A 23,092-nucleotide genomic window follows, 5' to 3' on the forward strand; every position below is an offset into this window, starting at 1 on the left:
GCCTTGAAAGTCAAAAAAGGTCAGAGTATACTATTAATCAAAGAAGGTCAAACCGGCCGTCTTTTTATATTATTTCATTGGTCAAAGTTAGTCAAAAACAAGACCGCTTTGAGCAAATGGTTTTGAAAGCCAGTGAATATGGCGTATACTAATAGTCAAAGAAGGTCAAATAAGTAGGCCTTTTTTTCTAAACCAATTGGTCAAAGATGATCAAATTTTATAAGGAGGTTTTGGCAAATGCGTTGTCAACACTGTCATCAAAACGAGGCGACGATTCGCCTTAACATGCAAATAAATTCCGTTCATAAACAAATGGTTTTATGTGAAACTTGCTATCACGAACTGACCCGTAAACCTTCAATGAGCATGGGTCCTCAATCTTTCGGTTTTCCGTTTGAACAAGCATTCCAGCCGAAAGAACAAAGCGCAGCTAAGCAAAGCGAGAAAAAAGGATTGCTTGATGAACTGGCGCAAAATATTACAAACGGCGCAAAAGCCGGTCTGATTGATCCCGTCATCGGCCGTGATGAAGAAGTTGCGCGTGTGATCGAGATTCTTAACCGCCGCAACAAAAACAATCCGGTTCTGATTGGAGAGCCTGGTGTAGGGAAAACAGCCATTGCAGAAGGGCTCGCTTTAAAAATCGCTGAAGGCGATGTTCCAAATAAATTGAAAAACAAAGAGCTTTACTTGCTTGATGTCGCATCCCTTGTTGCAAACACTGGCATCAGAGGTCAATTTGAAGAAAGAATGAAACAGCTGATCACTGAGCTGAAAGAGCGCAAAAATGTCATTCTTTTCATTGATGAAATTCACCTTCTCGTTGGCGCAGGCTCTGCAGAAGGCTCAATGGATGCAGGTAACATTCTCAAACCCGCTCTTGCCAGAGGCGAGCTGCAGGTTATCGGAGCGACAACACTGAAAGAATACCGCCAAATTGAAAAAGATGCTGCGCTGGAAAGACGTTTTCAGCCTGTCATGGTGCAGGAGCCTACAATTGATCAAGCGATCAGCATTCTGCAAGGAATTAAAGACAAATACGAAGCATACCATGGCGTGACATTCAGCGATGAAGCCCTGAAAGCCTGTGTCACTTTATCATCACGCTACATTCAGGACAGACATCTGCCGGACAAAGCGATTGATTTATTAGACGAAGCTGGATCTAAAGCCAACCTGTTAATTGATGATTTGAATGATGAAGATGCAGCTGAACGGCTGACTGCAATTGAAGCAGAAAAAACAAAAGCGCTGGAAGAAGAGAATTACGAATTGGCAGCAAAACTCCGTGATGAAGAAATCGCACTGGAGAAAAAACTGAACAGCTCTTCTTCACATTCCGCCGTCACAGTGGAAGCTGAGCACATTCAGGATATCGTCGAACAAAAAACAGGCATTCCTGTGGGAAAACTGCAGGCAGATGAGCAAACAAAAATGAAAGAGCTTGAAGTAAAGCTTCACGAACGCGTCATCGGACAAGAAGCGGCTGTTCAAAAAGTGGCAAAAGCGGTCAGACGCAGCCGCGCCGGCTTAAAATCAAAAAACAGACCAGTCGGCTCCTTCCTCTTTGTCGGACCAACCGGCGTAGGGAAAACAGAGCTTTCTAAAACACTGGCGGATGAATTATTCGGCACGAAAGATGCCATTATCCGCCTCGATATGAGTGAATACATGGAGAAACATGCCGTATCTAAAATCATTGGTTCACCGCCTGGATACGTCGGCCATGAGGAAGCTGGACAATTAACGGAAAAAGTGCGCCGCAATCCATACAGCATCGTGCTGCTTGATGAGATTGAAAAAGCACACCCAGATGTCCAGCATATGTTCCTGCAAATTATGGAGGACGGCCGCTTAACGGACAGCCAAGGCAGAACCGTAAGCTTTAAAGACACCGTCATCATAATGACAAGCAATGCAGGCACTGGTGAAAAACAAACGAAAGTCGGTTTCCAATCAGAAGACAGTGTGATTGAAGAACAAACATTAATTGATTCACTCAGCATGTTCTTTAAACCTGAGTTTCTCAACCGATTTGACAGCATCATCGAATTCCGTTCCCTTAAAAAGAGCATCTGGTCAAAATCGTCAGCCTTCTTCTTGGAGAATTGGAAGAAACATTGGCAGAACGCGGCATCAGCTTGAGTGTTTCAGATGAAGCGAAAGAAAAAATCGCTGAGCTGGGTTACCATCCTTCATTCGGTGCGCGCCCGCTCAGAAGAACAATCCAGGAATGGGTTGAGGACGAAATGACTGATCTGCTGCTTGACAGTAACGAGATTGCAAGTTTTCACGTCACAGTAGAAAATGATAACATCAAAGTTCAGGCAAAATAAAAATCAGCGGCTTCCTTTTCAGGGAAGCCGCTTTTTATGTGAAATCCTTCTCTCGTCCGAGAACATGTCATTCCATCCCCTGAAGCGCTCATCTCCTTCTTTCTTTACACTTTTCTTAAAGAAGGATGGAGCATGATGAATATTTATTTCTAGTGTTATACGAAAGCACTTTAGAGAATCAGATACGCACGTCAAAACCCGCGGCCTTTCCCCTGCTGAAAAGCCTGCGTTTGTTTATTTCTCCCTTCTATGTATCTTCCTTGAATATTTCATGAACAATTTCACAATGTCCCTAAAGTTCCAGACACTGATACCGATATTAACCATAGACAAGCTAGTAAAAAAGGATTTGGTGAAAATTATGGATAAAACTTCGATTATCGGTATTATTCTTGCTTTTGTTGCATTGAGTGTGGGAATGGTTCTGAAAGGCGTCAGTTTCGCCGCTCTTGCAAATCCCGCTGCCATTTTAATTATCATCGCCGGAACGATATCAGCGGTAGTCATTGCGTTCCCAACGAAAGAAATCAAAAAAGTGCCTGTGCTGTTCCGTGTGCTATTTAAAGAAAACAAACAGCTGACAATAGAAGAACTCATTCCTATGTTCTCTGAATGGGCTCAGCTTGCACGCCGTGAAGGTCTTCTGGCTTTGGAAGCAAGTATTGAAAATGTAGATGACGCGTTTCTGAAAAACGGTCTCAGCATGGCTGTTGACGGGCAAAGCGCAGAATTTATCAGAGATATCATGACTGAAGAAGTTGAAGCGATGGAGGAAAGACACCAGGCCGGAGCCGCTATTTTTACACAGGCGGGAACTTACGCGCCGACACTTGGGGTGCTCGGTGCTGTTATCGGACTGATCGCCGCACTTTCTCATATGGACAATACAGATGAGCTTGGTCACGCCATCAGTGCAGCCTTTGTAGCCACCCTTCTCGGTATCTTTACGGGATATGTATTATGGCATCCTTTTGCAAACAAATTAAAACGCAAGTCAAAACAGGAAGTCAAGCTCCGTGAAATTATGATTGAAGGCGTCCTGTCCGTATTAGAAGGACAGGCACCGAAAGTGATCGAGCAGAAACTTTTAATGTACCTTCCTGCGAAGGACCGTTTGAAATTTGCAGAACGAGAAGGAGAGGCGCAAAATGGCGAGAAAAAAGAAGAAGAAGCATGAGGACGAGCACGTTGATGAATCATGGCTGGTTCCTTACGCCGATATCCTTACCCTTCTCCTAGCATTGTTTATTGTGCTGTACGCGAGCAGCTCAATTGACGCAGCTAAATTTCAAATGCTTTCAAAATCATTTAATGAAGTCTTTACAGGCGGGACCGGCGTATTGGATTATTCCAGCGTCACCCCTCCTAAAGATGAGTCAGACGGAATCGACGAAGTGGAAAAGGAAAAAGAAGAGAAAAAGGAAAACAAGAAAGAAAAGGAAAAAGCAGCTGATCAAGAAGAACTTAAAAACGTGCAGAGCCAGGTTGAAAAGTTCATTAAAAATAAAAAGCTGGAGCATCAGCTGGAAACAAAGATGACTAAGGAAGGCCTGCTGATCACGATTAAAGACAGCATCTTCTTTGATTCAGGAAAAGCGACCATCCGCCAGGAAGACATTCCCCTTGCAAAAGAGATTTCAAACCTTCTTGTGATTAATCCGCCGAGAAACATCATTATCAGCGGACATACAGACAATATGCCGATTAGAAATTCAGAATTTCAGTCAAACTGGCATTTAAGTGTGATGAGAGCCGTAAACTTCATGGGGCTTCTGATTGAGAACCCTAAGCTTGATGCCAAAGTGTTCAGTGCCAAAGGCTATGGTGAGTATAAACCGGTGGCCTCCAACAAAACTGCGGAAGGCCGAAGCAAAAACAGGCGGGTTGAAGTTCTCATCTTGCCAAGAGGCGCAGCGGAAACAAATGAAAAATAGTAAAAAAGGAAGCCTGATCTATCACAAGGCTTCCTTTTTTTACTTATTATGAAACTGTTTTGCGTTTAATCCTACTCTTTTTAACATTTCAGTGCACATTTCAACTTCTTCTTCGCTTAATACGCTGATCATTTCATCAATTTCAGCTGCATGATCAGGGAAAATATCATCCAAAAGACTGATGCCTTTTTCGGTAATTTGTGCAAATGTTACTCGTCTGTCTGTAGGCGACGCTTTCCGAATAAGGAGCTCTTTTTGCTCAAGCTTATCTACGACGTAGGTGATGCTCCCGCTGGCCAAGAGTATTTTATCCCCTATCTGCTGCAGCGGCTGATCACCTTTATGATATAACAGCTCCAGCACAGCAAATTCAGTAGGATTCAGTCCATGCTTATGAATATGCTTATTCATATGATCATTAATAGACCGATACGCGCGCGACAGCACGATAAATAACTTCAGTGATTTTTCTGTCATGTCTCAATCATCCTTTTAGAAACCGTTACAGAGAAACATTAATAAACAAATACCGAAATGTCAATAAAAATCTTTCCAATATTTCTCTTCTTTTTTATTATTCATGTGAACAACATATTTTTCTTAATTATTTTGGTTATTTTTTCTTATTAAACAAGAAGAAACAATGATATAATACCTCTAATCAGGTGTATGTTGGAGCGATGCAAATTGAAAATACTAAAAGGCGCCTGCGGGAGAATTAAGCTTTATATTGCACTAGTAGTGATTCCGGCACTCGTCATAAGCTTTTTCGTCTATGAAAAGGAAAAAGAAACAATAGCTGCAGAACATAAGCAAGAAGCCAGTGTTATGCTGAACCTTCACCGCAACAAAATAAATTATTTAATCGGAGAAACAAAAGCGAGAATGACGTCCTTGTCTATCGCTATCGACAGACCGATAGATATGAATAAAATGAAAACTGTTTTGGAAAAAACATTTGATTCCGAACCAAGGTTTTCCGGGCTTTATTTTCTCAATGCCAAAGGAGATGTCACTGCCAGCGCAACAGAATTAAAAACTAAAGTCAATCTGGCCGACAGATCCTTTTTTACAAAAGCGAAAAAAACAAAAAAGACTGTCATTACAGACAGCTATTCAAGCAGGATCACAGGCCAGCCGATTTTTACAATTTGTGTTCCCGTGCTGGATGAAAAGAAAAATGTCACAGATTATCTTGTGGCAGCTATACAAATTGACTATCTGCAAAACCTGATTAACTTGCTGAGCCCTGATGTCTATATTGAGGTTGTGAACGAAAATAACAAAATGATTTTCTCAAGCGGACAGGCTTCTCACGCAAGAGATCAAAAACCTGTCAGCGGTTATCTTGATGATATCAGCTGGAATATGAAAGTATATCCGAATCCTGTGACAATAGAGGAGCTGAGTAAAAGCCTTGTGCTTCCTCTTTCCTGTATTATAGTCTTGCTGAATATTCTTTTTATTCTTGTACTTTATTATTTGCTGAAGCGGCGGACCCAGCTGGAGCGCACGGAAAATGAGCAGCAAAAATTAGAGCTGATCGGAACGCTTGCTGCCAGCACGGCTCACGAAATCCGCAATCCGCTTACCGGCATCAGCGGTTTTATTCAGCTGCTGCAAAAGAAATATAAAGGTGAAGAAGACCAGCTGTATTTTTCAATTATCGAACAGGAGATTAAACGTATCAACCAAATTGTGAGTGAGTTTTTAGTTCTCGGAAAACCGACAGCTGAGAAATGGGAGCTTAACTCGCTTCAGGATATTATCGGAGAAATTATGCCGATCATCTATTCTGAAGGAAATTTATATAATGTGGAGGTAGAGTTAAAATTTTTAACTGATAAACCTCTAAAAGTAAAATGTACAAAAGATCATATTAAACAAGTCATTTTGAATGTTGCGAAAAATGGCCTTGAGTCTATGCCGGAAGGCGGCAAACTCACAATTTCCTTAGGAGCAGTTGATAAAAAGGCCATTATAAAAGTGATGGATAACGGTGAAGGGATATCACAGGAAATGCTGGATCATATCTTTCTTCCATTTGTCACTTCTAAAGAAAAAGGAACCGGCCTCGGGTTAGTCGTATGTAAACGGATCGTGCTGATGTACGGAGGTTCCATTCATATAGAAAGTGAAGTACGAAGAGGAACCGAGGTTACCATTACCCTCCCCGTCTCCTCTTCCTAGCCCCCTGACAGTCTCAGGAGGGCTTATTTATTTTCGTGAACGGGTATTTTCATTCTCCTTGCTTACAGCTCCTCCTGAAAAGAAGAATCGGATCAAACGCAAAAGCATTTTCAAAAGCAAAAAGATGAAAAAGAACACCAAAAAGCCTTTTAACCCTTCCGTTGCATCTAAAAATTCCATATTTCCCCGTCCGGTCACTTTTTGCTGAATCTCAATTGCAAATACGATAACAATGATGATCGTTACGGTATAGATAAAGGACAAAGCCGTCAAGCTCCATTTAGAAAGCCATGTAAATACAGCGTGAGTGACAGCGAAAAAGAAGATGCCAAATATTCCAATTACCCAAAAATGCATTTCTTTGTCGGTTAATTGAATGCCAAGCATCCCGCTTATCGAAATAAAAGCATCGTGAAATTGGTTTATCATTTCAGTAATGACTACCGCCAGTTCTTTCATCAGTTCCCTCTTTCGTATGAAATTTTCCCAGAAAAAAAGAGCGCTTCTGAAAAGCTCTCTCTTTATATATGCATCAGATAGCGCCGCTATTTATGTGCATCATATGCAGGCATGACGTCTCTTCGGGGCCACAAGCCTAATTTCTTCACAAGGCCTTGAATTCCTTTGGAATGTTCGTTTTCTTGCATGAGCTGGTGGTATTCGTTCATTAAAGAATCCAGCTCCTGACTGTGCCTGATTGTGTCATGCCCTGTAAATCCCTGCTTACTAGCGGCGTCTATCATTAACTTTCTTTTTTCATCAATAGACACCAGCAATCTTTCTTGTTCAGAAGAACAGCCCATTCAATTCACCCCTCGCCGCTAAGAAATAGGAAACAAGTTTGATTGGGTTATTGTGCATTATTACAGATTATACTTTATTTGTAAACATATTTTTATTAAATAACTTAATTTTTCATTTATAATAGATATATTGATAGGATTAGAAGAACAATACCCAGACGAAGACCATCTTAAACACACCGGCAGGCAGGAGGAATGCTAAATGAAGAAAAAAAAAGCGATAATGCTCGGTGCGGCAGGCGGAAAAGCTATTCTGAAAAGGAAAACCCGCAAAAAATTAATCAATCATATCACGATCTTTTGTCACATGCTTCGCGATTGGCGAAATGGTGACTATCCCCGTTCACAGATTAAAACACTGTTGCTTCTGACAGCTGCTGTCTTTTATATCATCATGCCGATTGATATGATTCCGGACTTCGTGCTCGGTTTAGGAATTCTTGACGATGCTGCCGTTCTCGGTTTGATTTGGACGCTGGTCAAAAAAGAAATGTCCCAATACGAAGAATGGCGTTTACGATAAGCAAAAAAAGCCCCGCCTTTATGGACGGGGCTTTTTCTTCTTATTGGTTCACGCTGTCTTTTTCATAAATCGGAACCCAGCCCTCAGATGTAACAAAGATCCGCACCGCCACAACTTTTCGATCCTCTTGAAGTGTGAAATAATGGCGGATATTTTCAGGTACCGAGATTAAATCTCCAGGGTTTAAACGGACATCAAAAAATGTGCCGTCCTTGCCTTGAATGACGAAAATTCCGTGTCCGCTTACAATAAAACGGACTTCATCGTCTGTATGGTGATGTTCTCTTTTAAAGTTTTCTAGCAGTTCATCCAGTTTCGGATTAGCGTCAGACAGAGAAATAACATCTTGGGCTTTGTAGCCGCGGCGGTCTGAGATATCTTTAATTTCAGCGTCGAAGGTGTCAAGAATTTGCTGTTTTTCTTCTTCAGACAGGTCATATTTTTCTGAAAGCTGTTCAGGGAGCTTGGCGATATCCCATTGCTCATAGATCACCTCTTGGCTGTCCAGAAAGCTTGCCACTTCCTCTTGATTTTCAATCGTTGTATTTGCCTCATCATGAATTCGAATTGTTGCCATTTGCGTTTCCCCCTTTTATTTAACCAGCTGATGCTGGAGTGTTTTCAGCTTCAAATGATAGCTGAATAAAAATTCATATGCTTCAAGCACTCTTTTCGCTTCAAGTGCTGTTCTTCCCCAAGCAGTAATGCCATGGTTCCTGATCAGGACAGCGCCTGAATCTCCAGTAACCTGATCCGCGAAAAGCGTTGCGAGAGTCGGAATATGAGCCGGATTTTCTATAATTGGAATGGACACTTCTGCATTCTCTTCCCACAGGCCGAGCGCTTTTATAATTTCTTGGCCTTTAAAAGTAATTTGGTTTTGATCGCCATACAGCTCTGAGATGACGTTATTGTTGACCGTATGAACATGAAGACAGCATCCGGCATTTGTTTTATTGTACAGATGCGTATGCAAAAGCGTTTCCGCTGACGGTTTCAGATGATGCCCCTTTTCGGCAGGCTCTCCGTTCTGATCCACCAACAGGAAGTCTTCATCCGTTTCTTTTCGTTTATCTTTTCCGCTCGCCGTTACGAGAAATTGCAATGGCTCATCAGAAACCTTGATGGACAGGTTGCCGCTGGTCGCCGGAAACCAATCTCTTTCTGCCAATTCCCGTTTTACTTCGGCAAGCTCGAGCCAGCGCTCTTGTTTTGCAGCCATTTCTTTACCTCCGTTACATCTTCAATCGCTTTCTTTATTTCGTGAAAATCATGGTATGGGATATGATTCAGATGATGCTCCTTGCATTCATTTAATAAATAATCCCTTGCAAAGCAAAGATCAGACAGCTTTGCCGCCTCTACATCGGTAACGGAGTCACCGATCATGATGATATATTGATCAGGCTCAGAAAGCTCGTTCATAACAGTCGGCTTGCAGCACCCGCATTGATTTGTGCATGTGCCTTTGCAAGAATGAGGCCAATCAATATGAATGAATTCGTTCTCAAATGACGCACGGTTGCAATAAATATGATCTTTCTCAACAATTCCTTCAAGCAGCGGATAGACAAAAAAGTCCATCCCCCCGCTTACGACATAAAACGGGAGTTCATGCTTGTTAACAAATACGACAAATTCCCGAAAGCCGTCCCGGATTTTTGCGTCTTCTAATACGAATCTCGTAATCTCCTCTTTTAAGCTGCTCGGCAGAAGGCCGAACATTCGTCCGACGCCTTCTTGGATTGACATCGTTTTGGAGAGCACGCCGTCTTTTAACGCCGTCCACTCCGGCGGAGCGAATGTTTTCATAATGTTTATAATGTTGTCGTTCATCGTGATGGTTCCATCAAAATCACATATAATTAACGGTTTTTGAGTCGTCATACGGCTTCAGCCTTTCCCCATTTATCAAGCGCAAGCTTCAAATCTTCGCATTGACCGGCTTTTTCTTCAATCGGCTGCGCCTCCAAAACCGCATCAATAATAGCTCTGAACGCTTTGCCCCCGCCTTGGGCGCCGTTTGGATGTCCGTGTATGCCTCCTCCGGCGTTAATAATATGATCAATGCCAAAATCACGCATGAGAAGCGGAACCATACCAGGGTGAATACCGGCAGACGGAACGGCAAATGTCTGGTTAAAGGCATCTTCTCTCACGCATTCTTCATGAATCGCCAGCGCGTCTTCTTTCGGAAGCGCAACTGAGCCATATGGAGAAGGAAACAGACTGAAGTCAGCGCCGCAATATCGGTTTAATTTTCCGAGCAAAAGGGCATGGGAAAACCCGTACAACGGTGAGGATGTAAATGCCCCGCTGACTGCCGGATGCGCCATAATGGGGATTGATACGTCCGGATCTTCCGCAAGGCTTTGCATGACGTCCAAACCGTAAGCGAAGACATTCAATAAAAGCGCATCCGCTCCCAATTCAGCGGCGCGTCTTGCTTTATCTATAAGCTCAGCTGTTCTTCCAGTCAAATTAACTGCATACAGCGTTTTATGGCCGGTCTGCTCGTATGTTTCTTTCAAAATTTGTTTTCCCTCTGTAATTCTTGTTTCAAAAGGTGCTAAACCCGTCTCAAAGAAAATTTCATCGTCTTTGATTACGTCAACCCCGCCGAGCGCCTGCTGCCTGAGCTGTTCTTTAATATCACTCAGGTCCCTTCCGATGACCCCTTTAAAAATGCTCATTAACAGCGGTCTTTCAAACTCTCCAAGCATCTTCCGGATGCCGTATACGCCAAAATTCGGACCCGGAAGTGTTCGCTTAAACGCTTCAGAAAATTCGAGATCTATTAACTTGATTTTTCCGTCCAGCGACAGCTTGCCAAACACAGTTGTCAGCAATGCCGGAATATCCTGTGAGAAATTTACCTCGGGATAGGCAATTGTGATAACCGCTTGTTTCCCTGATGCAAGATGTCCCTCTCTCTCCTCGACCTTTACAACCCGTCCCTTATGCTTTTGCATCTGCTCCTGCTTCACCAGAGGCAGATCAGTCCAAGAGCCCACCGTCAATCCTGTTGCGATTTGTTCTGCTTTTTTCTCCGTGTCGGCTCCCGGCTCGGTCAGGAGATATGTTGCTAATAATTCACTCATGCCAGAGCTCCTTTCATTTTTTAACCATATAAAAAACCTCTTCAAACAGCTATGCGTCTAAAGAGGTTTCATTTCTCGTCCGAATCTTATCTCTCAGCCGCCAGCTGCAAGAATTAGCACCGTGCTTTACAAGTCGGTTGCCGGGCTTCATCGGGCTCGTCCCTCTGCCTGCTCTTGATAAGAAAATATAGATTTTATAAATTATTTTGAATTATCCCACCGTTAAAGAATCTTGTCAATGCTTTTTTGGGTAAACAGGTTTAGTTTGCCAATTCGATGAGCTGCTTCTTTAAGCCTGGCTTCACTCGTTAAGAGCCCCACTCTGACATACCCCTCGCCATATTCACCAAAGCCGTTTCCTGCTGCAACCGCCACATTCGCTTTTTCAAGCAAGAGATCTGAGAATTGCTCAGAGCTATAGCCTTCAGGCACCGGCAGCCACGCAAAAAATGAACCCGCAGGCGCTGTTACATCCCAGCCGATTTCCCGGCATGCCGCTATCCAAGCGTTGCGCCTGCTTTCATATCGGGCATTTTGCTCCGCTACGCATGTCTGCTCAGATAAAAGTGCCGCCTCGGCAGCCTGCTGGGTTGCTTTGAAAAGACTGACAAACATATGGTCTTGATAAAGATTGATCGCTTCTATGACCGAGGCGTTACCAACTGCAAAACCGACCCGCCAGCCCGCCATATTATATGTTTTGGACAGCGTGTAAATTTCTATTCCGATATCCTTGGCGCCTTCAGTCTGCAAAAAGCTTAAAGGCTTGTGTCCGTCAAAGCCGACTGCACCGTAAGCAAAATCATGGACCACACAGATTTCGTTTTCTTTCGCAAAACTCACCGTTTCTCCAAAAAATTCTGCGGTAGCGACGGCTCCAGTCGGATTATTCGGATAATTTAAGTACATCAATTTCGCTTGTTCTCTTACGTCAGGCGAAATGCATGCGTATTCAGGAAGAAACGCATTTTCCTTAGTGAGCGGCATCATTTCCATTTTCGCTTTCGCAAGCGTGACACCGGACCAATAATCTGGATAGCCGGGGTCAGGAACCAAAATCGTATCCCCCGGATTTAGCAGGCATTGCGGAAGTTCGACAAGACCGGCTTTCCCGCCGAATAATACGGCTACTTCAGTTTCCGGATCAAGCTGAACGCCGTATTCTCTGTTATAAAATGCCGCCGCTGCTGATTTCAGTCTGTGTGAACCTCGAAATGAGGAGTATTTATGATTTTCAGGCTGAGCAACGGCTCGCTTCATTTCCTCCACAATATGCTCGGGCGTCGGCTGATCCGGATTTCCCTGCCCCAAATTGATAACATCATGTCCTTCCTTCAGCTTTCGGTTCACTTTCTGCACAAGAGAAGCAAAGAATTGTTTAGGCAGTTCCTGCAGCACTTGAGAATGTTCAAATTTCATCTGTTTTCACCTTCTAAAAAAATCTTGAAATGATAGTCCAGTATCATATATGGTTAAATGAAAAAAGTAAAGAAAAATATGGGGTGTTAAAAAATGAAATGGACCATTTCTTGTCTTCAATTTGATATTTCATACGGAAAACCTTCTGAAAATATAAAAAAGGCTGAATCTTTAATCGAAAAAGAGAGTAAAAATGCTGACGTTCTTGTTCTCCCTGAATTATGGACGACTGGTTACGACCTTGCCAATCTTGATCAGCTTGCTGATGAAGACGGGCTCACTGCTCAAAGCTGGCTGCAAAAAACCGCAAAAAAACACGGGGTTCATATTGTCGCAGGATCTGTTGCTGTCAGAAAGGGTTCTGATGTTTATAATACAATGTTCATCGCAGATAAGGAAGGACGAATGATTAAAGAGTACAGCAAAGCCCATCTTTTTCAGCTGATGGATGAGCATGTGTATTTATCAGCCGGTTCCGAGGACGGATACTTCGAGCTTGAAGGCGTCAAAAGCTCAGGACTGATCTGTTATGATATCCGTTTTCCGGAATGGATCAGAAAACATACGACACAAGGCGCTAACGTGCTGTTCATTTCTGCGGAATGGCCTCTGCCCCGTCTTGATCATTGGAAAAGCCTGCTTATTGCGAGGGCCATTGAGAACCAATGCTTTGTCGCCGCCTGCAATTGCACAGGATCTAATCCCAATAATGAATTCGCCGGACACAGCATGATTATTGACCCTTGGGGACGCATATTGGCCGAGGGCGGCCGTGAAGAAGGCAGTGTCAGAGCGGAAATTGACCTTCAAGAAAGCGTTGAGGTGCGGGGAAAAATTCCTGTTTTCGATGATATCAGAAAAGATTTATATTAAAAAATATATTGACAATTCAATCACACACCTGTTACTATGTTCATCAACTGATAAATTAGAATTGTTTAACAAGTGAATATATTCTCTTATCGAGAGTTGGGCGAGGGATTGGCCTTTTGACCCCAACAGCAACCGACCGTAATTCCATTGTGAAATGGGGCGCATCTTCTTGGCGCCGAGACTGAAGTCTCGTAAGGCACGGTGCTAATTCCATCAGATTTGATCTGAGAGATAAGAGAGGCGGGACATGATTGTTAAGCCTCCTTCTCTCTGAGAAGGAGGCTTTTTTACGGCCATTCGCGGCACACATAACAAGATAGTACATAACTGGAGGTAATGACGATGGCAGTCACAAAAACACCTTTATACGAAACGTTAAATGAAAGCTCCGCTGTCGCACTGGCGGTGAAACTCGGCTTATTTCAAAGCAAAAGCACACTGACATGCCAGGAGATCGGCGACGGAAATTTAAACTACGTCTTTCATATTTATGACCAAGAAAACGACAGGGCTTTGATCATTAAACAGGCGGTTCCTTATGCAAAAGTTGTCGGGGAAAGCTGGCCGCTGACAATCGATCGGGCAAGAATCGAAAGCAGCGCACTGATCCGCCAGGGTGAACACGTCCCTCACCTCGTACCGAGAGTTTACTATTCAGATACTGAATTGGCGGTTACGGTCATGGAGGATCTTTCACATCTGAAGATCGCTAGAAAAGGACTTCTTGAAGGTGAAAATTATCCAAATCTGTCACGAGACATTGGCGAATTTTTAGGAAAAACGCTTTTTTACTCTTCTGATTACGCACTTGAACCTAAGGTGAAAAAACAGCTTGTTAAACAATTTACAAATCCTGAGCTCTGCGATATTACCGAAAGACTCGTATTTACAGATCCTTTCTTTGATCATGATACAAATGAATTTGAGGAAGAGCTTCGTCCATATGTTGAAAAGCTTTGGAAAAATGACAAGATCAAAGTTGAAGCGGCTAAGCTCAAAAAGTCATTTTTAACATCTGCCGAAACGCTGATTCATGGCGATCTGCATACAGGAAGCATTTTTGCCAGCGAGCTTGAGACAAAGGTGATCGATCCTGAATTCGCTTTTTACGGGCCAATCGGTTTTGATGTTGGCCAATTTATCGCCAACTTATTGTTAAATGCACTCAGCCGTGACGGTGCTGATCGAGAGCCATTATATGAACATGTAAAACAAGTTTGGGACACGTTTCAAACAACATTCAGTGAAGCCTGGGAGAAAAACAGTCTCGATGTGTATGCCAAAATCGACGGTTATCTCGCTGATACGCTCATCCATATTTTTGAAGAGACCATTGGGTTTGCCGGCTGCGAATTGATACGCCGCACCATCGGTCTTGCTCATGTGGCAGATCTGGATACAATCGTACCGTTTGATAAACGAATCGAAAGAAAACGGCTGGCGCTGGAAACCGGTGCTGCCTTCATCGAAAAACGTTCACAATTAAAAACCATAACGGATGTTATTGAATGTTTTAAGTTACTTGTAAAGGAATGATTCACCCATGACCAATTCATTTGCTGTTCCGCGTTCGGTTGAATGGAAAGAAACAGCCATTAAGATTTTAGATCAGCAAAAGCTTCCTGATGTTACGGAATATTTGGAGCTGACAACGAAAGAAGAAGTATTTGACGCGATTGTCTCACTTAAAGTTAGAGGAGCCCCGGCGATCGGGATTACGGCAGCATTTGGGCTCGCGCTGGCGGCAAAAAACATCGAAACTGGTGATGTGGCGGAATTCCGCTGCGAATTGGATAACATCAAAAATTATTTGAACAGTTCAAGGCCGACAGCAATCAATTTATCATGGGCGCTCGAAAGACTGAGCCATTCAATTCAAAACGCCATTTCTGTAAATGAAGCAAAAACCAATCTTGTCCATGAAGCGATTCAGATTCAAGTGGAGGATGAAGAAACGTGCCGTATGATCGGCCAAAACGCGCTTCAGCTTTTCAAAAAAGGCGACAAGATTATGACAATCTGCAATGCCGGTTCTATCGCGACAAGCCGCTATGGAACCGCGCTTGCCCCGTTTTATTTGGCGAAACAAAAGGATTTGGGGCTTCATATTTATGCTTGTGAAACCAGACCGGTTCTTCAAGGTTCACGGCTTACGGCTTGGGAACTGATGCAGGGCGGTATTGACGTCACTCTGATTACGGACAGCATGGCAGCCCATACAATGAAAGAAAAACAAATTTCTGCCGTCATCGTCGGCGCGGACCGAATTGCAAAGAACGGAGATACCGCGAATAAAATTGGCACTTACGGACTTGCTATTTTAGCAAACGCCTTCGATATTCCGTTTTTTGTAGCAGCACCTTTATCTACTTTTGACACAAAAGTAAAAAGCGGGGCTGATATCCCAATAGAGGAACGGGACCCCGAAGAAGTCAGGAACATTTCCGGCGTCCGAACCGCTCCGGCTGAAGTGCCTGTCTTTAATCCTGCTTTTGATATTACACCACACCATCTGATTTCTGGGATCATCACTGAAAAAGGGATTATGACCGGTTCCTATGAAGAAGAAATTGAACAGCTGTTTACAGGCGAAAAGGTTCATTAAAAAACCGCTGAAGACTTTGCTCATATTGGGCCGAGTCAGCGGTTTTTTTGTTTGCTCATATTCATATCGATTATTTCATCTTTTTGAGCGCTGGATAAGATATGCAGTTTTACAAGCAGCTCGGCAAAAACGGCAATTTTCTCAGAGCGGCTCGGCTTCAATTGCTTTGTCCTCCTCTTTCATCAGACCAACTTTTTTAACTTAGTAAAATCATATGTCGGCGGCGAAAAAAGGGAACGTGCCATATGTTTTATTTTTCTTTATAGGAGATTTGCTCGATGCTAAGCAAATAAGCTTTAATGTCAGTTTTGCTTCCGGCATACCCTGTTAACGTGCTGTTTTTGCCGATCACTCTGTGGCACGGGACAAATATCGGCAGGTCATTTCGTTTATTTGCCTGTCCGACAGCGCGCACCGCTTTCGGACTTCCGACCGCTACGGCAATGTCAGCATAGCTTCGTGATTCGCCATACGGAATCATGGCAAGCGCCTCCCATACTTTTTGCTGAAAAGGCGTGCCCTTTTGGCTCAATGGCAGTGAGAATATCTTTCTTTCTCCCGCAAAATATTCGTGAAGCTGCTTTTTCGCTTCTGCCAAAAAAGCCGTCTCCAACTGCTCCGTATTCTCAACGGATTCTTTCCACTGCATCAAATCTTCCTTACTGAGGAAGAGACGGGTGATGCTGCCTTCTTCCTCGGCAATCGCGATCTCCCCGAGCGGCGTTTCCGCTGTCGTATAGTAATTCATTCCTCTAACCTTCTTTCTTCAAAATTCTGCCTGACGGGAAGTGTAAGATGAAAAACAGTCCCCTTTCCTTCTTCACTTTCCACCATTATTTTGCCTTGATGTTCTTCAATAATTTTATAGCTTACCATAAGCCCGAGTCCAGTTCCCCGTTCCTTTGTTGTATAAAACGGTTCTCCGAGACGCTTTAATTTGTCCTCTGTGATTCCGACTCCTTCGTCTTTCAAAGATATAAGAATATGATCTTGATCAGCTTTTTTGATCGTCACATAAATATTGCCGCCATCAGGCATGACTTCGATGGCGTTCTTTAATATATTGATAAAAACCTGTTTCAGCTGATTCGGTTCACAGTATATCGGCGGAATGTCGCCGACTAAATCCAGATGCATTTGTACGTTGCTGAGATTGGCTTGCGCGTTAAGAAGGTCTAATGTGTCTTTCATAATTTGTGTCACATGTTTTTCCTCATACATGATAGCCTGGGGCTTGGCTAAAATTAAAAACTCTGTGATGATGGATTCGATGCGCTTTAATTCTGAGGTGATGACGTTGAAGTAAAGTGAATAGTCTCCCTCCACACTCCCTTTCAGGAGCTGAATGAAGCCTTTAAGAGCTGTCATTGGATTTCTGATTTCGTGAGCGATGCCGGCAGCGAGTTCTCCAACGACATGGAGAGTATCAGATTTGCGAAGACGCTCTTCCAGTTCTTTTCGCTCTGTGACATCTTTAAAGATAGCCAGGTTCATATTTTGAATAATATTTCGTTTAAATGAAAATTCTAGTTTTCGATTATCATTGCTGCTCAGCAAAAATGGAATCTCATTGTCCATTTCATCGAAATTAATCTGCCTTGCGGGCGATGCCAGATTTTCTATTTCATAGGAAGAAATAATATCAAGCAGGCTGTGTTTTTTCAGTTCTTCATGCGGCAGGCCCAAAATATTGCTCGCTAACGGGTTGGCGTCGATGATTCGGTACTGATTGTCGAATAATACGTTGCCGTCCATTGAGCCGTTGAACACTTTTCTGAATTTGAGCTCGCTTTCCCGAAGCTCCTTTTCCATCCGCTTTCGGTCACTGACATTTCTTAAAATTGTTAAGTGCTGGTTTTCAAGTATAGTCCGCTTTGAAGTAAATTCAAGCTCTTTGAACTGCCCGTTACCCATTTGAAACAGCATCTCTTCTCTAATCTCACCGTATTTTGCATATTTTCTCTTCGTCAAGCTGTATTTCTGCTGAGAGTCTACGAGAAAATCACACAGCTTTCTTTTTAACAGCAAATTCATCGGCAGCTCAAAAATTTTACAGGCTGACTGATTGGCCTTAACGATTCTGCCGTCATTCGACCAGATGATAATGGCGTCCATGGCGTTTTCAAAAATTTCTCTGAAGCGCTCCTCACTTTTAAATAGCTGGAGCTCCATGGACCTCTTCTCTGTGATATCCCGCATAATCGACATATAAAAACCGCTGATGATGTTAGACGTAATCGTAAATTCAAACAGCTTCTGATCTCCTGAACGAAGCCTGACAGGCAGCTCGCCTTTTGCTTTTCCCTTTCGATAGAGCGTGTGCCAAATGTTATCGAAATCTTTTCGCGATCCGCTGTCTATGAATTGATACAGCGACAAATGTGACAGCTCATTCTGGTCGATTTCAAAGCTTTTGCAAAAGGACAGATTGGCATCAATAAAGCCGCCGTCTTTATCAAATAAAACGATTCCGTCGACAGCTCTGTCAAACAAGTCCTTAAAAAGCTGTTCATTCATGGAAAATTCCCGTTCCAAAATTTTCTTTGAAGAAATGTCTCTCATAACGACAAAAAAGAAATCCTCGCCAATCCCTCTTTTGGCAAGAAACTCAATATATTTTGTCGCTCCGCTGTCCAGCCTGATCGGAACCTCCTTCCACAGAAAACCTTTCTTAAAAAACTTCTTTACGGAAAGGTCCAGCTCATCCTTTGGAATAGAAAACAAAAAATCAAAAACGGAACGCTTTTTCAAACCTTCCGCATCTACTTGAAGCATCCTCGCTGTTGCTTCATTTACCTGCACGATTTTCATTTCATTATCGCATATAAAAATAGCATCGAGCGTATTGTTCACAATCACTTGATGCTGATGTAATTCCTTTTTCAGCCGATCATTTTCTTGTTTGAGGCGCTTCAGTTCCTCTTTCAGATCTGAATTTGTCTCGACATTGAGAGTTTCCATGCGTAAACACTCCTTCTTCAAAACCTATCCCTCAATATTTCTACATATTGCATGAACTTCCTTCATTCGCCCTATACATTTCAGAAAATTTCAGCGTGATTACATAAAGAAGACATTTTCAACGATCCTTACCGTCACTTTACATCGTCCTAACAATCAGACGTTTTTTCAAATCCTTTTTGATCTTTTATTTTAAAATAAATACCAACAGGGAATAATCTTTTAGTGACTGATTTAAAGAGAAGGTGATGCTATGAGTAAATCGCGAGACAGTTATTTTGACAATGCAAAATTCTTATTGATATTCCTTGTTGTTTTCGGTCATATTCTTCGATCTTTTATTCATGATAACAATTTTATGCTCTACCTCTACAAGTTCATTTACACGTTCCACATGCCTGCCTTTATTCTTGTATCCGGTTATTTCGCCAAAGGTTTTAAACGCGCCGGATATGTGAAAAAGCTGGCGGTCAAGCTGATTATTCCATATTTGATTTTTCAAAGCATCTATTCCGTCTTTTATTACATTATTCAAGACGAAAGCATGACAAATGTGAATCCGATTGATCCGCAATGGTCGTTATGGTTTCTGGTAAGCTTATTTTTCTGGAATATCCTGCTCTATCCTTTTTCAAAGCTTTCTAAGCATTGGGCGCTGTTTGTCAGCTGCGGCATCGCCGTTCTGATCGGCTATCTCGACTTTGTCAGCAGCACACTGAGCCTGTCCCGGACATTTGTATTCTTGCCGATGTTCCTTGTCGGATTTTACTCGAATAAACATCACTTTGATTTACTGAGATCAAAACGAGGCAAACAGATTGCGCTCGGTGTGCTCGCCGCCGTATTTGTCATCTGCTGGGGCATCGATTTTGACTATTCATGGCTGTTCGGCTCTAAGCCGTACTCATCATTTGGCGATGTCACCTTGGCAAGCGGCCTCTCCCGAATCGGCTGGTATGTACTTTCCTTTGCGGCAACCTTTAGCTTTTTAGCGCTTGTTCCGCAAAAACGCTATTTCTTTACGAAGTGGGGAACAAGGACATTTTACGTATACCTGCTTCACGGATTTATCATTAAAACACTCAGGCAGGTCGGGCTTGAGGATGGACTCACTGACTATCAAAACTTAGTCATCCTGCTGCTCTTAACTGCAGCCCTTACCTCCATTCTCTCAAGCAATTTCGTCAAAACGGTTGCTCAGCCGTTCATTGAACTGAGAATGACAGGCTTGCTGCAGCTAGTCAGAGGAAGCAGCAAAAATGCCTATTTAAAATAGCTTAACACCTCTTAAGCGGCATGCCGCCTAAGAGGTGTTTTTTATTTTTGTTTTTTCTCTTTTTTCTTTTTCGGCTTTGTTACTTCAAGGGTTTCAATGATTTTCCCGGCGTTGTAATCCCCAAGCTCACTTGAGAATTCTTCCTCAAGCACCTTCTTATTCATCGGCTTTTTATGATTCTGCATGTCTTTGCTGTGCTGGTTCTTTTTCATGATCACGCGCCTCCTTGCTGACCTTGTTTGGAATTGCGATTGGCCCCTCGGAAATTCGGGTCGTCGTGATATTGAGTCTTATATGCATTTCTGTCCATACTCTCAGTCGGTGTATTGTTATTTTTTATGGCTTCATTGACCTCAGCCTTACGTTTCATAGAAATCCTCCTCGCCAGTATTTCTAATTTTTATTTGCAGGCCAGCTGATTAACTGCAGCTGATTATGTTAGGTTCTCCAACTGGTGCCGGGTCACACATCTTTTTTTTGGCAATAAAAAAAACACCGCAGATGCGGTGTTTCATTATCCGATAATCACTCTTTCCTTCGGATAATGGTAATTTGCTTCAATTTCTTTTCTGCCGATCAGATAAAGGAAGGTCAATATTCCGATCCGCCCGATAAACATGACGATCATAATGACACATTTTCCTACGTTGCTCAAATCAGCGGTAATGCCAAGGGACAGACCAGTCGTTCCAAAGGCCGAACATACCTCAAACAAAAGCTGCAGCAGAGAATGCTTTTCTGTCACTGTAAGGATCAGTGTCGCTCCAAAAACGAGCAAAATCGCCATCATTGTGACCACAAGAGACTTCATCAGATCTGCTGGGTGCAGCTCCCGTTTGAATACTTTTACTGCTTTATTGCCGCGGGCAAAATGAAACAGCGCAAGCAGATTCAAGGCAAAAGTTGTTGTCCTTATGCCTCCTCCGACTGAGCTTGGTGACGCACCGATAAACATCAGCGCGCACATAAAAAACAACGTGGGATCCGACAGCTGGCTGATATCAATTGTTGCAAGCCCGCCGCTTCGGGTAGCTGTTGATTGAAACAAGGATAGAAACAAAATATCATGCCATGCCTTTCCTGCAAACGAGTGGCTTGCTTCCAGCGCATAGATGCCGATGGCGCCAAACACTACGAGTGAGCCAAACATAATGGTCGTGATTTTTGTAAAAAGCGTAAACGGATATCTCCGATGCTTTGAAAACAAGAAGTCCTTTACTTCGACAAGCACCGGAAAGCCGATCGCTCCGAAAATGATCAAAAGCATCGTAATAAACTGCACAAAATAATCATGGCGGAATGGAACCATGGAATTTCCTGTTATATCAAACCCGCCATTTGTGGTTGCGCTGACACTTGCAAAAAACCCGTGTAAATAAGCTTCCTGAAAGGAATCATAGTAGGTTAAAAAATAAGTGCCAAGTATGATTCCTCCAAAAAATTCAATCCACAATATAAGAAAAAGAACCTGCTTCATTAAATTGACAATACCTGAAAACTGGGATTGATTTTGGTCTACCATAATCAATTTCCGTTCTTTAAGGCCGATTCTTTTTCCCATGATCAGCCAAATAAACGTTCCGAGCGTCATAATCCCGATTCCGCCAAATTGCAGAACAAATGCCAAAATAAAAATGCCTGTAGTGCTGAATGTATCAGCTGTATCCACAACTGTCAGCCCCGTGACGCTGACTGAACTGACAGCCGTAAAAAGCGCGTCAATAAAAGTCCAATCCGCTCCCTGCTTATGGGCAGCCGGCAGGCTCAGCAATATCAGGGCCACAGTTACTGCGAGAAAGTAATATAATGCAATCAGCTGGGCCGGAGATAATGCCTGTATCAATTTTCCAAGCTTTAATCTCATGTGAAATCCTTCTGCCTCTCTTTTAAAGTACGGTAATTATTCTAAAGATATTAGATCCATTTTTAAAGGCTTTTGCGAAACATTTTCTTAACTTGCATATTTTTTTATTATTTTAGTCAAAGTGAAACAGAAAAAAACCTCTGAGGGTTCTCAGAGGAAGGATGTTTTTATTTTATTTAGCTTCTAATCGTCTGATTCTTTCATCTAAATCAGGGTGAGTAGAGAAAAGCGATGACCGCTTCTTGCCATTAATCTTTAGTGTTTGGACAGCTGACTGATCTTCTTCCATGATGCGGGAAGAATAGCCCTTAAGCGTTCGAAGAGCATGAATCATCTTATCCTTGCCGGCAAGATCCGCTCCTCCCCGGTCAGCATGGAATTCACGGTGGCGTGAATACGCAAAAACAACGAGGCTTCCGAGAATTGAAAAGACAATCTGAAACACAATCATTGCGATAAAATGAACAATCGGAGCAAGATCTTCCTTAACAAAGCGGCTCGCGATCCATGCAGCGATCCGTGATAAAAAGACGACAAAGGTATTCACAATACCTTGTAAAAGCGTCATTGTCACCATATCACCATTTGCAATATGAGCGACCTCATGGGCAAGCACGCCTTCAACCGCAGCGTCATCCATTTGGTCAAGCAGGCCTGACGACACAGCGACAAGAGAGCGGCGTTTTGAAGGGCCGGTCGCAAACGCGTTCACTTCGGATGAGCGGTAAATTCCGACCTCCGGCATCTTCGTTAAGCCGGCAGAGCGGCTTAATCTATAAACACGGTCAACCAATTGCTTCTCTTCATAGCTAAGTGTATGTTTCTCCGGATTCAGCACTCTGACGCCCATCATTGTTTTTGCCATCCATCTGGACATCGCAAGAGACATAAAGGAACCGACAAAACCGACGACTAAACTGAATACAAGAAGCGCAATAGGATCTATACCGCCATCAGCTGTAAAGTACGTCCCAACTCCAGTGACAGAGCTTATGACAGATAAAACAATGCCGATCGTTGTAAGCACCAAAATATTCGTTAAAATAAACAGAAAAATTCTTTTCGCCATAATAACCTCCGTTATTTTTAAGATCAAATGAACCTGTATATTTAAATTATAAAACATCTGTTTGAAAATGCAAGGATTTAGACGTATGATGTTAATGTATTACTGACGCTTTAATAGTGCATTTATACATAGAGATTA

At 42.8% G+C, this 23,092-nt stretch carries 23 protein-coding genes, 1 pseudogene and 2 riboswitches; of the genes and pseudogenes, 9 read left to right on the plus strand and 15 right to left on the minus strand.

Annotated elements, in window-relative coordinates:
* Nucleotides 1-237: 237 nt before the first annotated feature.
* From clpE to motB, 3 genes and pseudogenes are all read left to right on the plus strand, one after another.
* Nucleotides 238-2,336: pseudogene (gene clpE / locus AU387_RS13610) on the plus strand (ATP-dependent protease ATP-binding subunit ClpE).
* Nucleotides 2,337-2,697: 361 nt separating this feature from the next.
* On the plus strand, nt 2,698-3,513 hold the full coding sequence (motA, locus tag AU387_RS13615) for a flagellar motor stator protein MotA (RefSeq protein ID WP_024121174.1): 816 nt from the start codon (nt 2,698-2,700) through the stop codon (nt 3,511-3,513).
* Complete coding sequence (gene motB / locus AU387_RS13620) at nt 3,485-4,270, plus strand: flagellar motor protein MotB (RefSeq protein WP_059292887.1); 786 nt, start codon at nt 3,485-3,487, stop codon at nt 4,268-4,270. The genes motA and motB overlap by 29 nt, the downstream gene beginning before the upstream one ends.
* A 39-nt stretch (nt 4,271-4,309) precedes the next feature.
* On the opposite strand, the gene mhqR is transcribed toward motB, so the two are convergent.
* Nucleotides 4,310-4,747: a MarR family transcriptional regulator MhqR gene (gene mhqR, locus AU387_RS13625; RefSeq protein ID WP_024121172.1), complete on the minus strand. Its 438-nt coding sequence runs from the start codon at nt 4,745-4,747 to the stop codon at nt 4,310-4,312.
* A gap of 192 nt (nt 4,748-4,939) precedes the next feature.
* On the opposite strand from mhqR, the gene kinD reads away from it, so the two are divergent.
* The gene (gene kinD / locus AU387_RS13630) at nt 4,940-6,460 is read left to right on the plus strand and encodes a sporulation kinase KinD (RefSeq protein WP_082687902.1); all 1,521 of its coding nucleotides are present in this window, start codon (nt 4,940-4,942) and stop codon (nt 6,458-6,460) included.
* A gap of 27 nt (nt 6,461-6,487) precedes the next feature.
* On the opposite strand, the gene AU387_RS13635 is transcribed toward kinD, so the two are convergent.
* A complete protein-coding gene (locus tag AU387_RS13635; protein ID WP_059335893.1) occupies nt 6,488-6,919 on the minus strand; it encodes a hypothetical protein in 432 nt (143 codons plus the stop codon).
* Nucleotides 6,920-7,005: 86 nt separating this feature from the next.
* The gene (spo0E, locus tag AU387_RS13640) at nt 7,006-7,263 is read right to left on the minus strand and encodes an aspartyl-phosphate phosphatase Spo0E (protein ID WP_024121169.1); all 258 of its coding nucleotides are present in this window, start codon (nt 7,261-7,263) and stop codon (nt 7,006-7,008) included.
* 202 nt (nt 7,264-7,465) lie between these two features.
* Between spo0E and AU387_RS13645 the strand changes: the two genes are divergently transcribed.
* On the plus strand, nt 7,466-7,786 hold the full coding sequence (locus tag AU387_RS13645; protein WP_044156130.1) for a YkvA family protein: 321 nt from the start codon (nt 7,466-7,468) through the stop codon (nt 7,784-7,786).
* Nucleotides 7,787-7,826: 40 nt separating this feature from the next.
* Here AU387_RS13645 and mtnD read toward each other — a convergent pair whose 3' ends face one another.
* From mtnD to AU387_RS13670, 5 genes are all read right to left on the minus strand, one after another.
* On the minus strand, nt 7,827-8,363 hold the full coding sequence (mtnD, locus tag AU387_RS13650) for an acireductone dioxygenase (RefSeq protein WP_059335894.1): 537 nt from the start codon (nt 8,361-8,363) through the stop codon (nt 7,827-7,829).
* 15 nt (nt 8,364-8,378) lie between these two features.
* Nucleotides 8,379-9,008, minus strand: a complete 630-nt coding sequence (locus AU387_RS13655) for a methylthioribulose 1-phosphate dehydratase (RefSeq protein WP_044156132.1) — start codon at nt 9,006-9,008, stop codon at nt 8,379-8,381.
* Nucleotides 8,966-9,673: a 2-hydroxy-3-keto-5-methylthiopentenyl-1-phosphate phosphatase gene (gene mtnX / locus AU387_RS13660; protein ID WP_059335895.1), complete on the minus strand. Its 708-nt coding sequence runs from the start codon at nt 9,671-9,673 to the stop codon at nt 8,966-8,968. Before mtnX ends, AU387_RS13655 begins: the two co-directional genes overlap by 43 nt.
* On the minus strand, nt 9,670-10,887 hold the full coding sequence (gene mtnW / locus AU387_RS13665; protein ID WP_059292891.1) for a 2,3-diketo-5-methylthiopentyl-1-phosphate enolase: 1,218 nt from the start codon (nt 10,885-10,887) through the stop codon (nt 9,670-9,672). Before mtnW ends, mtnX begins: the two co-directional genes overlap by 4 nt.
* A gap of 83 nt (nt 10,888-10,970) precedes the next feature.
* A riboswitch (SAM riboswitch) is annotated at nt 10,971-11,071 on the minus strand.
* A 38-nt stretch (nt 11,072-11,109) separates the two neighbouring features.
* A complete protein-coding gene (locus AU387_RS13670) occupies nt 11,110-12,306 on the minus strand; it encodes a pyridoxal phosphate-dependent aminotransferase (protein ID WP_059335896.1) in 1,197 nt (398 codons plus the stop codon).
* Nucleotides 12,307-12,399: 93 nt separating this feature from the next.
* Here AU387_RS13670 and AU387_RS13675 point away from each other — a divergent pair, with 93 nt between their 5' ends.
* From AU387_RS13675 to mtnA, 3 genes are all read left to right on the plus strand, one after another.
* Nucleotides 12,400-13,179: a carbon-nitrogen family hydrolase gene (locus tag AU387_RS13675; RefSeq protein ID WP_059335897.1), complete on the plus strand. Its 780-nt coding sequence runs from the start codon at nt 12,400-12,402 to the stop codon at nt 13,177-13,179.
* Nucleotides 13,180-13,262: 83 nt separating this feature from the next.
* Nucleotides 13,263-13,417: riboswitch (SAM riboswitch) on the plus strand.
* A 104-nt stretch (nt 13,418-13,521) separates the two neighbouring features.
* Complete coding sequence (mtnK, locus tag AU387_RS13680) at nt 13,522-14,715, plus strand: S-methyl-5-thioribose kinase (RefSeq protein WP_059335898.1); 1,194 nt, start codon at nt 13,522-13,524, stop codon at nt 14,713-14,715.
* A gap of 7 nt (nt 14,716-14,722) precedes the next feature.
* Complete coding sequence (gene mtnA / locus AU387_RS13685; RefSeq protein WP_044156138.1) at nt 14,723-15,784, plus strand: S-methyl-5-thioribose-1-phosphate isomerase; 1,062 nt, start codon at nt 14,723-14,725, stop codon at nt 15,782-15,784.
* 35 nt (nt 15,785-15,819) lie between these two features.
* On the opposite strand, the gene AU387_RS21635 is transcribed toward mtnA, so the two are convergent.
* The 3 genes from AU387_RS21635 to AU387_RS13695 all read right to left on the minus strand — a co-directional run bounded on the left by AU387_RS21635 (nt 15,820) and on the right by AU387_RS13695 (nt 18,745).
* Complete coding sequence (locus tag AU387_RS21635) at nt 15,820-15,945, minus strand: hypothetical protein (protein ID WP_024121158.1); 126 nt, start codon at nt 15,943-15,945, stop codon at nt 15,820-15,822.
* 89 nt (nt 15,946-16,034) lie between these two features.
* On the minus strand, nt 16,035-16,532 hold the full coding sequence (locus tag AU387_RS13690; RefSeq protein ID WP_059335899.1) for a methylated-DNA--[protein]-cysteine S-methyltransferase: 498 nt from the start codon (nt 16,530-16,532) through the stop codon (nt 16,035-16,037).
* Entirely contained in the window at nt 16,529-18,745 is a 2,217-nt protein-coding gene (locus AU387_RS13695; protein WP_059335900.1) for a PAS domain-containing sensor histidine kinase, read from the minus strand. The genes AU387_RS13690 and AU387_RS13695 overlap by 4 nt, the downstream gene beginning before the upstream one ends.
* A 253-nt stretch (nt 18,746-18,998) precedes the next feature.
* Between AU387_RS13695 and AU387_RS13700 the strand changes: the two genes are divergently transcribed.
* On the plus strand, nt 18,999-20,021 hold the full coding sequence (locus tag AU387_RS13700) for an acyltransferase family protein (protein ID WP_044156141.1): 1,023 nt from the start codon (nt 18,999-19,001) through the stop codon (nt 20,019-20,021).
* A gap of 41 nt (nt 20,022-20,062) precedes the next feature.
* Here AU387_RS13700 and AU387_RS20670 read toward each other — a convergent pair whose 3' ends face one another.
* The 4 genes from AU387_RS20670 to htpX all read right to left on the minus strand — a co-directional run bounded on the left by AU387_RS20670 (nt 20,063) and on the right by htpX (nt 22,954).
* Nucleotides 20,063-20,233 carry a hypothetical protein gene (locus tag AU387_RS20670; RefSeq protein WP_024121154.1) on the minus strand — a complete coding sequence of 57 codons (171 nt, stop codon included), beginning with the start codon at nt 20,231-20,233 and terminating at the stop codon, nt 20,063-20,065.
* A 2-nt stretch (nt 20,234-20,235) separates the two neighbouring features.
* A complete protein-coding gene (locus tag AU387_RS20675) occupies nt 20,236-20,391 on the minus strand; it encodes a hypothetical protein (RefSeq protein WP_010333992.1) in 156 nt (51 codons plus the stop codon).
* 144 nt (nt 20,392-20,535) lie between these two features.
* Nucleotides 20,536-21,885, minus strand: coding sequence for a Ktr system potassium transporter KtrD (ktrD, locus tag AU387_RS13705; RefSeq protein ID WP_044156144.1), 1,350 nt, complete (start codon nt 21,883-21,885; stop codon nt 20,536-20,538).
* A gap of 172 nt (nt 21,886-22,057) precedes the next feature.
* A complete protein-coding gene (htpX, locus tag AU387_RS13710; RefSeq protein ID WP_059335901.1) occupies nt 22,058-22,954 on the minus strand; it encodes a protease HtpX in 897 nt (298 codons plus the stop codon).
* Nucleotides 22,955-23,092: the final 138 nt, after the last annotated feature.

This window comes from Bacillus halotolerans (assembly GCF_001517105.1).
Lineage (GTDB): Bacteria > Bacillota > Bacilli > Bacillales > Bacillaceae > Bacillus > Bacillus halotolerans.

Coding starts and splice junctions, on each gene's coding strand:
- AU387_RS13645 (WP_044156130.1), top strand. CDS start 7,466: ATGAAGAAAAAAAAAGCGATAATGCTCGGTGCGGCAGGCGGAAAAGCT.
- spo0E (WP_024121169.1), bottom strand. CDS start 7,263: ATGGGCTGTTCTTCTGAACAAGAAAGATTGCTGGTGTCTATTGATGAA.
- AU387_RS20670 (WP_024121154.1), bottom strand. CDS start 20,233: ATGAAAAAGAACCAGCACAGCAAAGACATGCAGAATCATAAAAAGCCG.
- AU387_RS20675 (WP_010333992.1), bottom strand. CDS start 20,391: ATGAAACGTAAGGCTGAGGTCAATGAAGCCATAAAAAATAACAATACA.
- htpX (WP_059335901.1), bottom strand. CDS start 22,954: ATGGCGAAAAGAATTTTTCTGTTTATTTTAACGAATATTTTGGTGCTT.
- mtnD (WP_059335894.1), bottom strand. CDS start 8,363: ATGGCAACAATTCGAATTCATGATGAGGCAAATACAACGATTGAAAAT.
- AU387_RS13690 (WP_059335899.1), bottom strand. CDS start 16,532: ATGAATTACTATACGACAGCGGAAACGCCGCTCGGGGAGATCGCGATT.
- AU387_RS13655 (WP_044156132.1), bottom strand. CDS start 9,008: ATGGCTGCAAAACAAGAGCGCTGGCTCGAGCTTGCCGAAGTAAAACGG.
- mtnW (WP_059292891.1), bottom strand. CDS start 10,887: ATGAGTGAATTATTAGCAACATATCTCCTGACCGAGCCGGGAGCCGAC.
- AU387_RS13695 (WP_059335900.1), bottom strand. CDS start 18,745: ATGGAAACTCTCAATGTCGAGACAAATTCAGATCTGAAAGAGGAACTG.
- AU387_RS13670 (WP_059335896.1), bottom strand. CDS start 12,306: ATGAAATTTGAACATTCTCAAGTGCTGCAGGAACTGCCTAAACAATTC.
- mtnX (WP_059335895.1), bottom strand. CDS start 9,673: ATGACGACTCAAAAACCGTTAATTATATGTGATTTTGATGGAACCATC.
- kinD (WP_082687902.1), top strand. CDS start 4,940: ATGTTGGAGCGATGCAAATTGAAAATACTAAAAGGCGCCTGCGGGAGA.
- mtnK (WP_059335898.1), top strand. CDS start 13,522: ATGGCAGTCACAAAAACACCTTTATACGAAACGTTAAATGAAAGCTCC.
- ktrD (WP_044156144.1), bottom strand. CDS start 21,885: ATGAGATTAAAGCTTGGAAAATTGATACAGGCATTATCTCCGGCCCAG.
- AU387_RS13675 (WP_059335897.1), top strand. CDS start 12,400: ATGAAATGGACCATTTCTTGTCTTCAATTTGATATTTCATACGGAAAA.
- AU387_RS13635 (WP_059335893.1), bottom strand. CDS start 6,919: ATGAAAGAACTGGCGGTAGTCATTACTGAAATGATAAACCAATTTCAC.
- mhqR (WP_024121172.1), bottom strand. CDS start 4,747: ATGACAGAAAAATCACTGAAGTTATTTATCGTGCTGTCGCGCGCGTAT.
- mtnA (WP_044156138.1), top strand. CDS start 14,723: ATGACCAATTCATTTGCTGTTCCGCGTTCGGTTGAATGGAAAGAAACA.
- motA (WP_024121174.1), top strand. CDS start 2,698: ATGGATAAAACTTCGATTATCGGTATTATTCTTGCTTTTGTTGCATTG.
- AU387_RS13700 (WP_044156141.1), top strand. CDS start 18,999: ATGAGTAAATCGCGAGACAGTTATTTTGACAATGCAAAATTCTTATTG.
- motB (WP_059292887.1), top strand. CDS start 3,485: ATGGCGAGAAAAAAGAAGAAGAAGCATGAGGACGAGCACGTTGATGAA.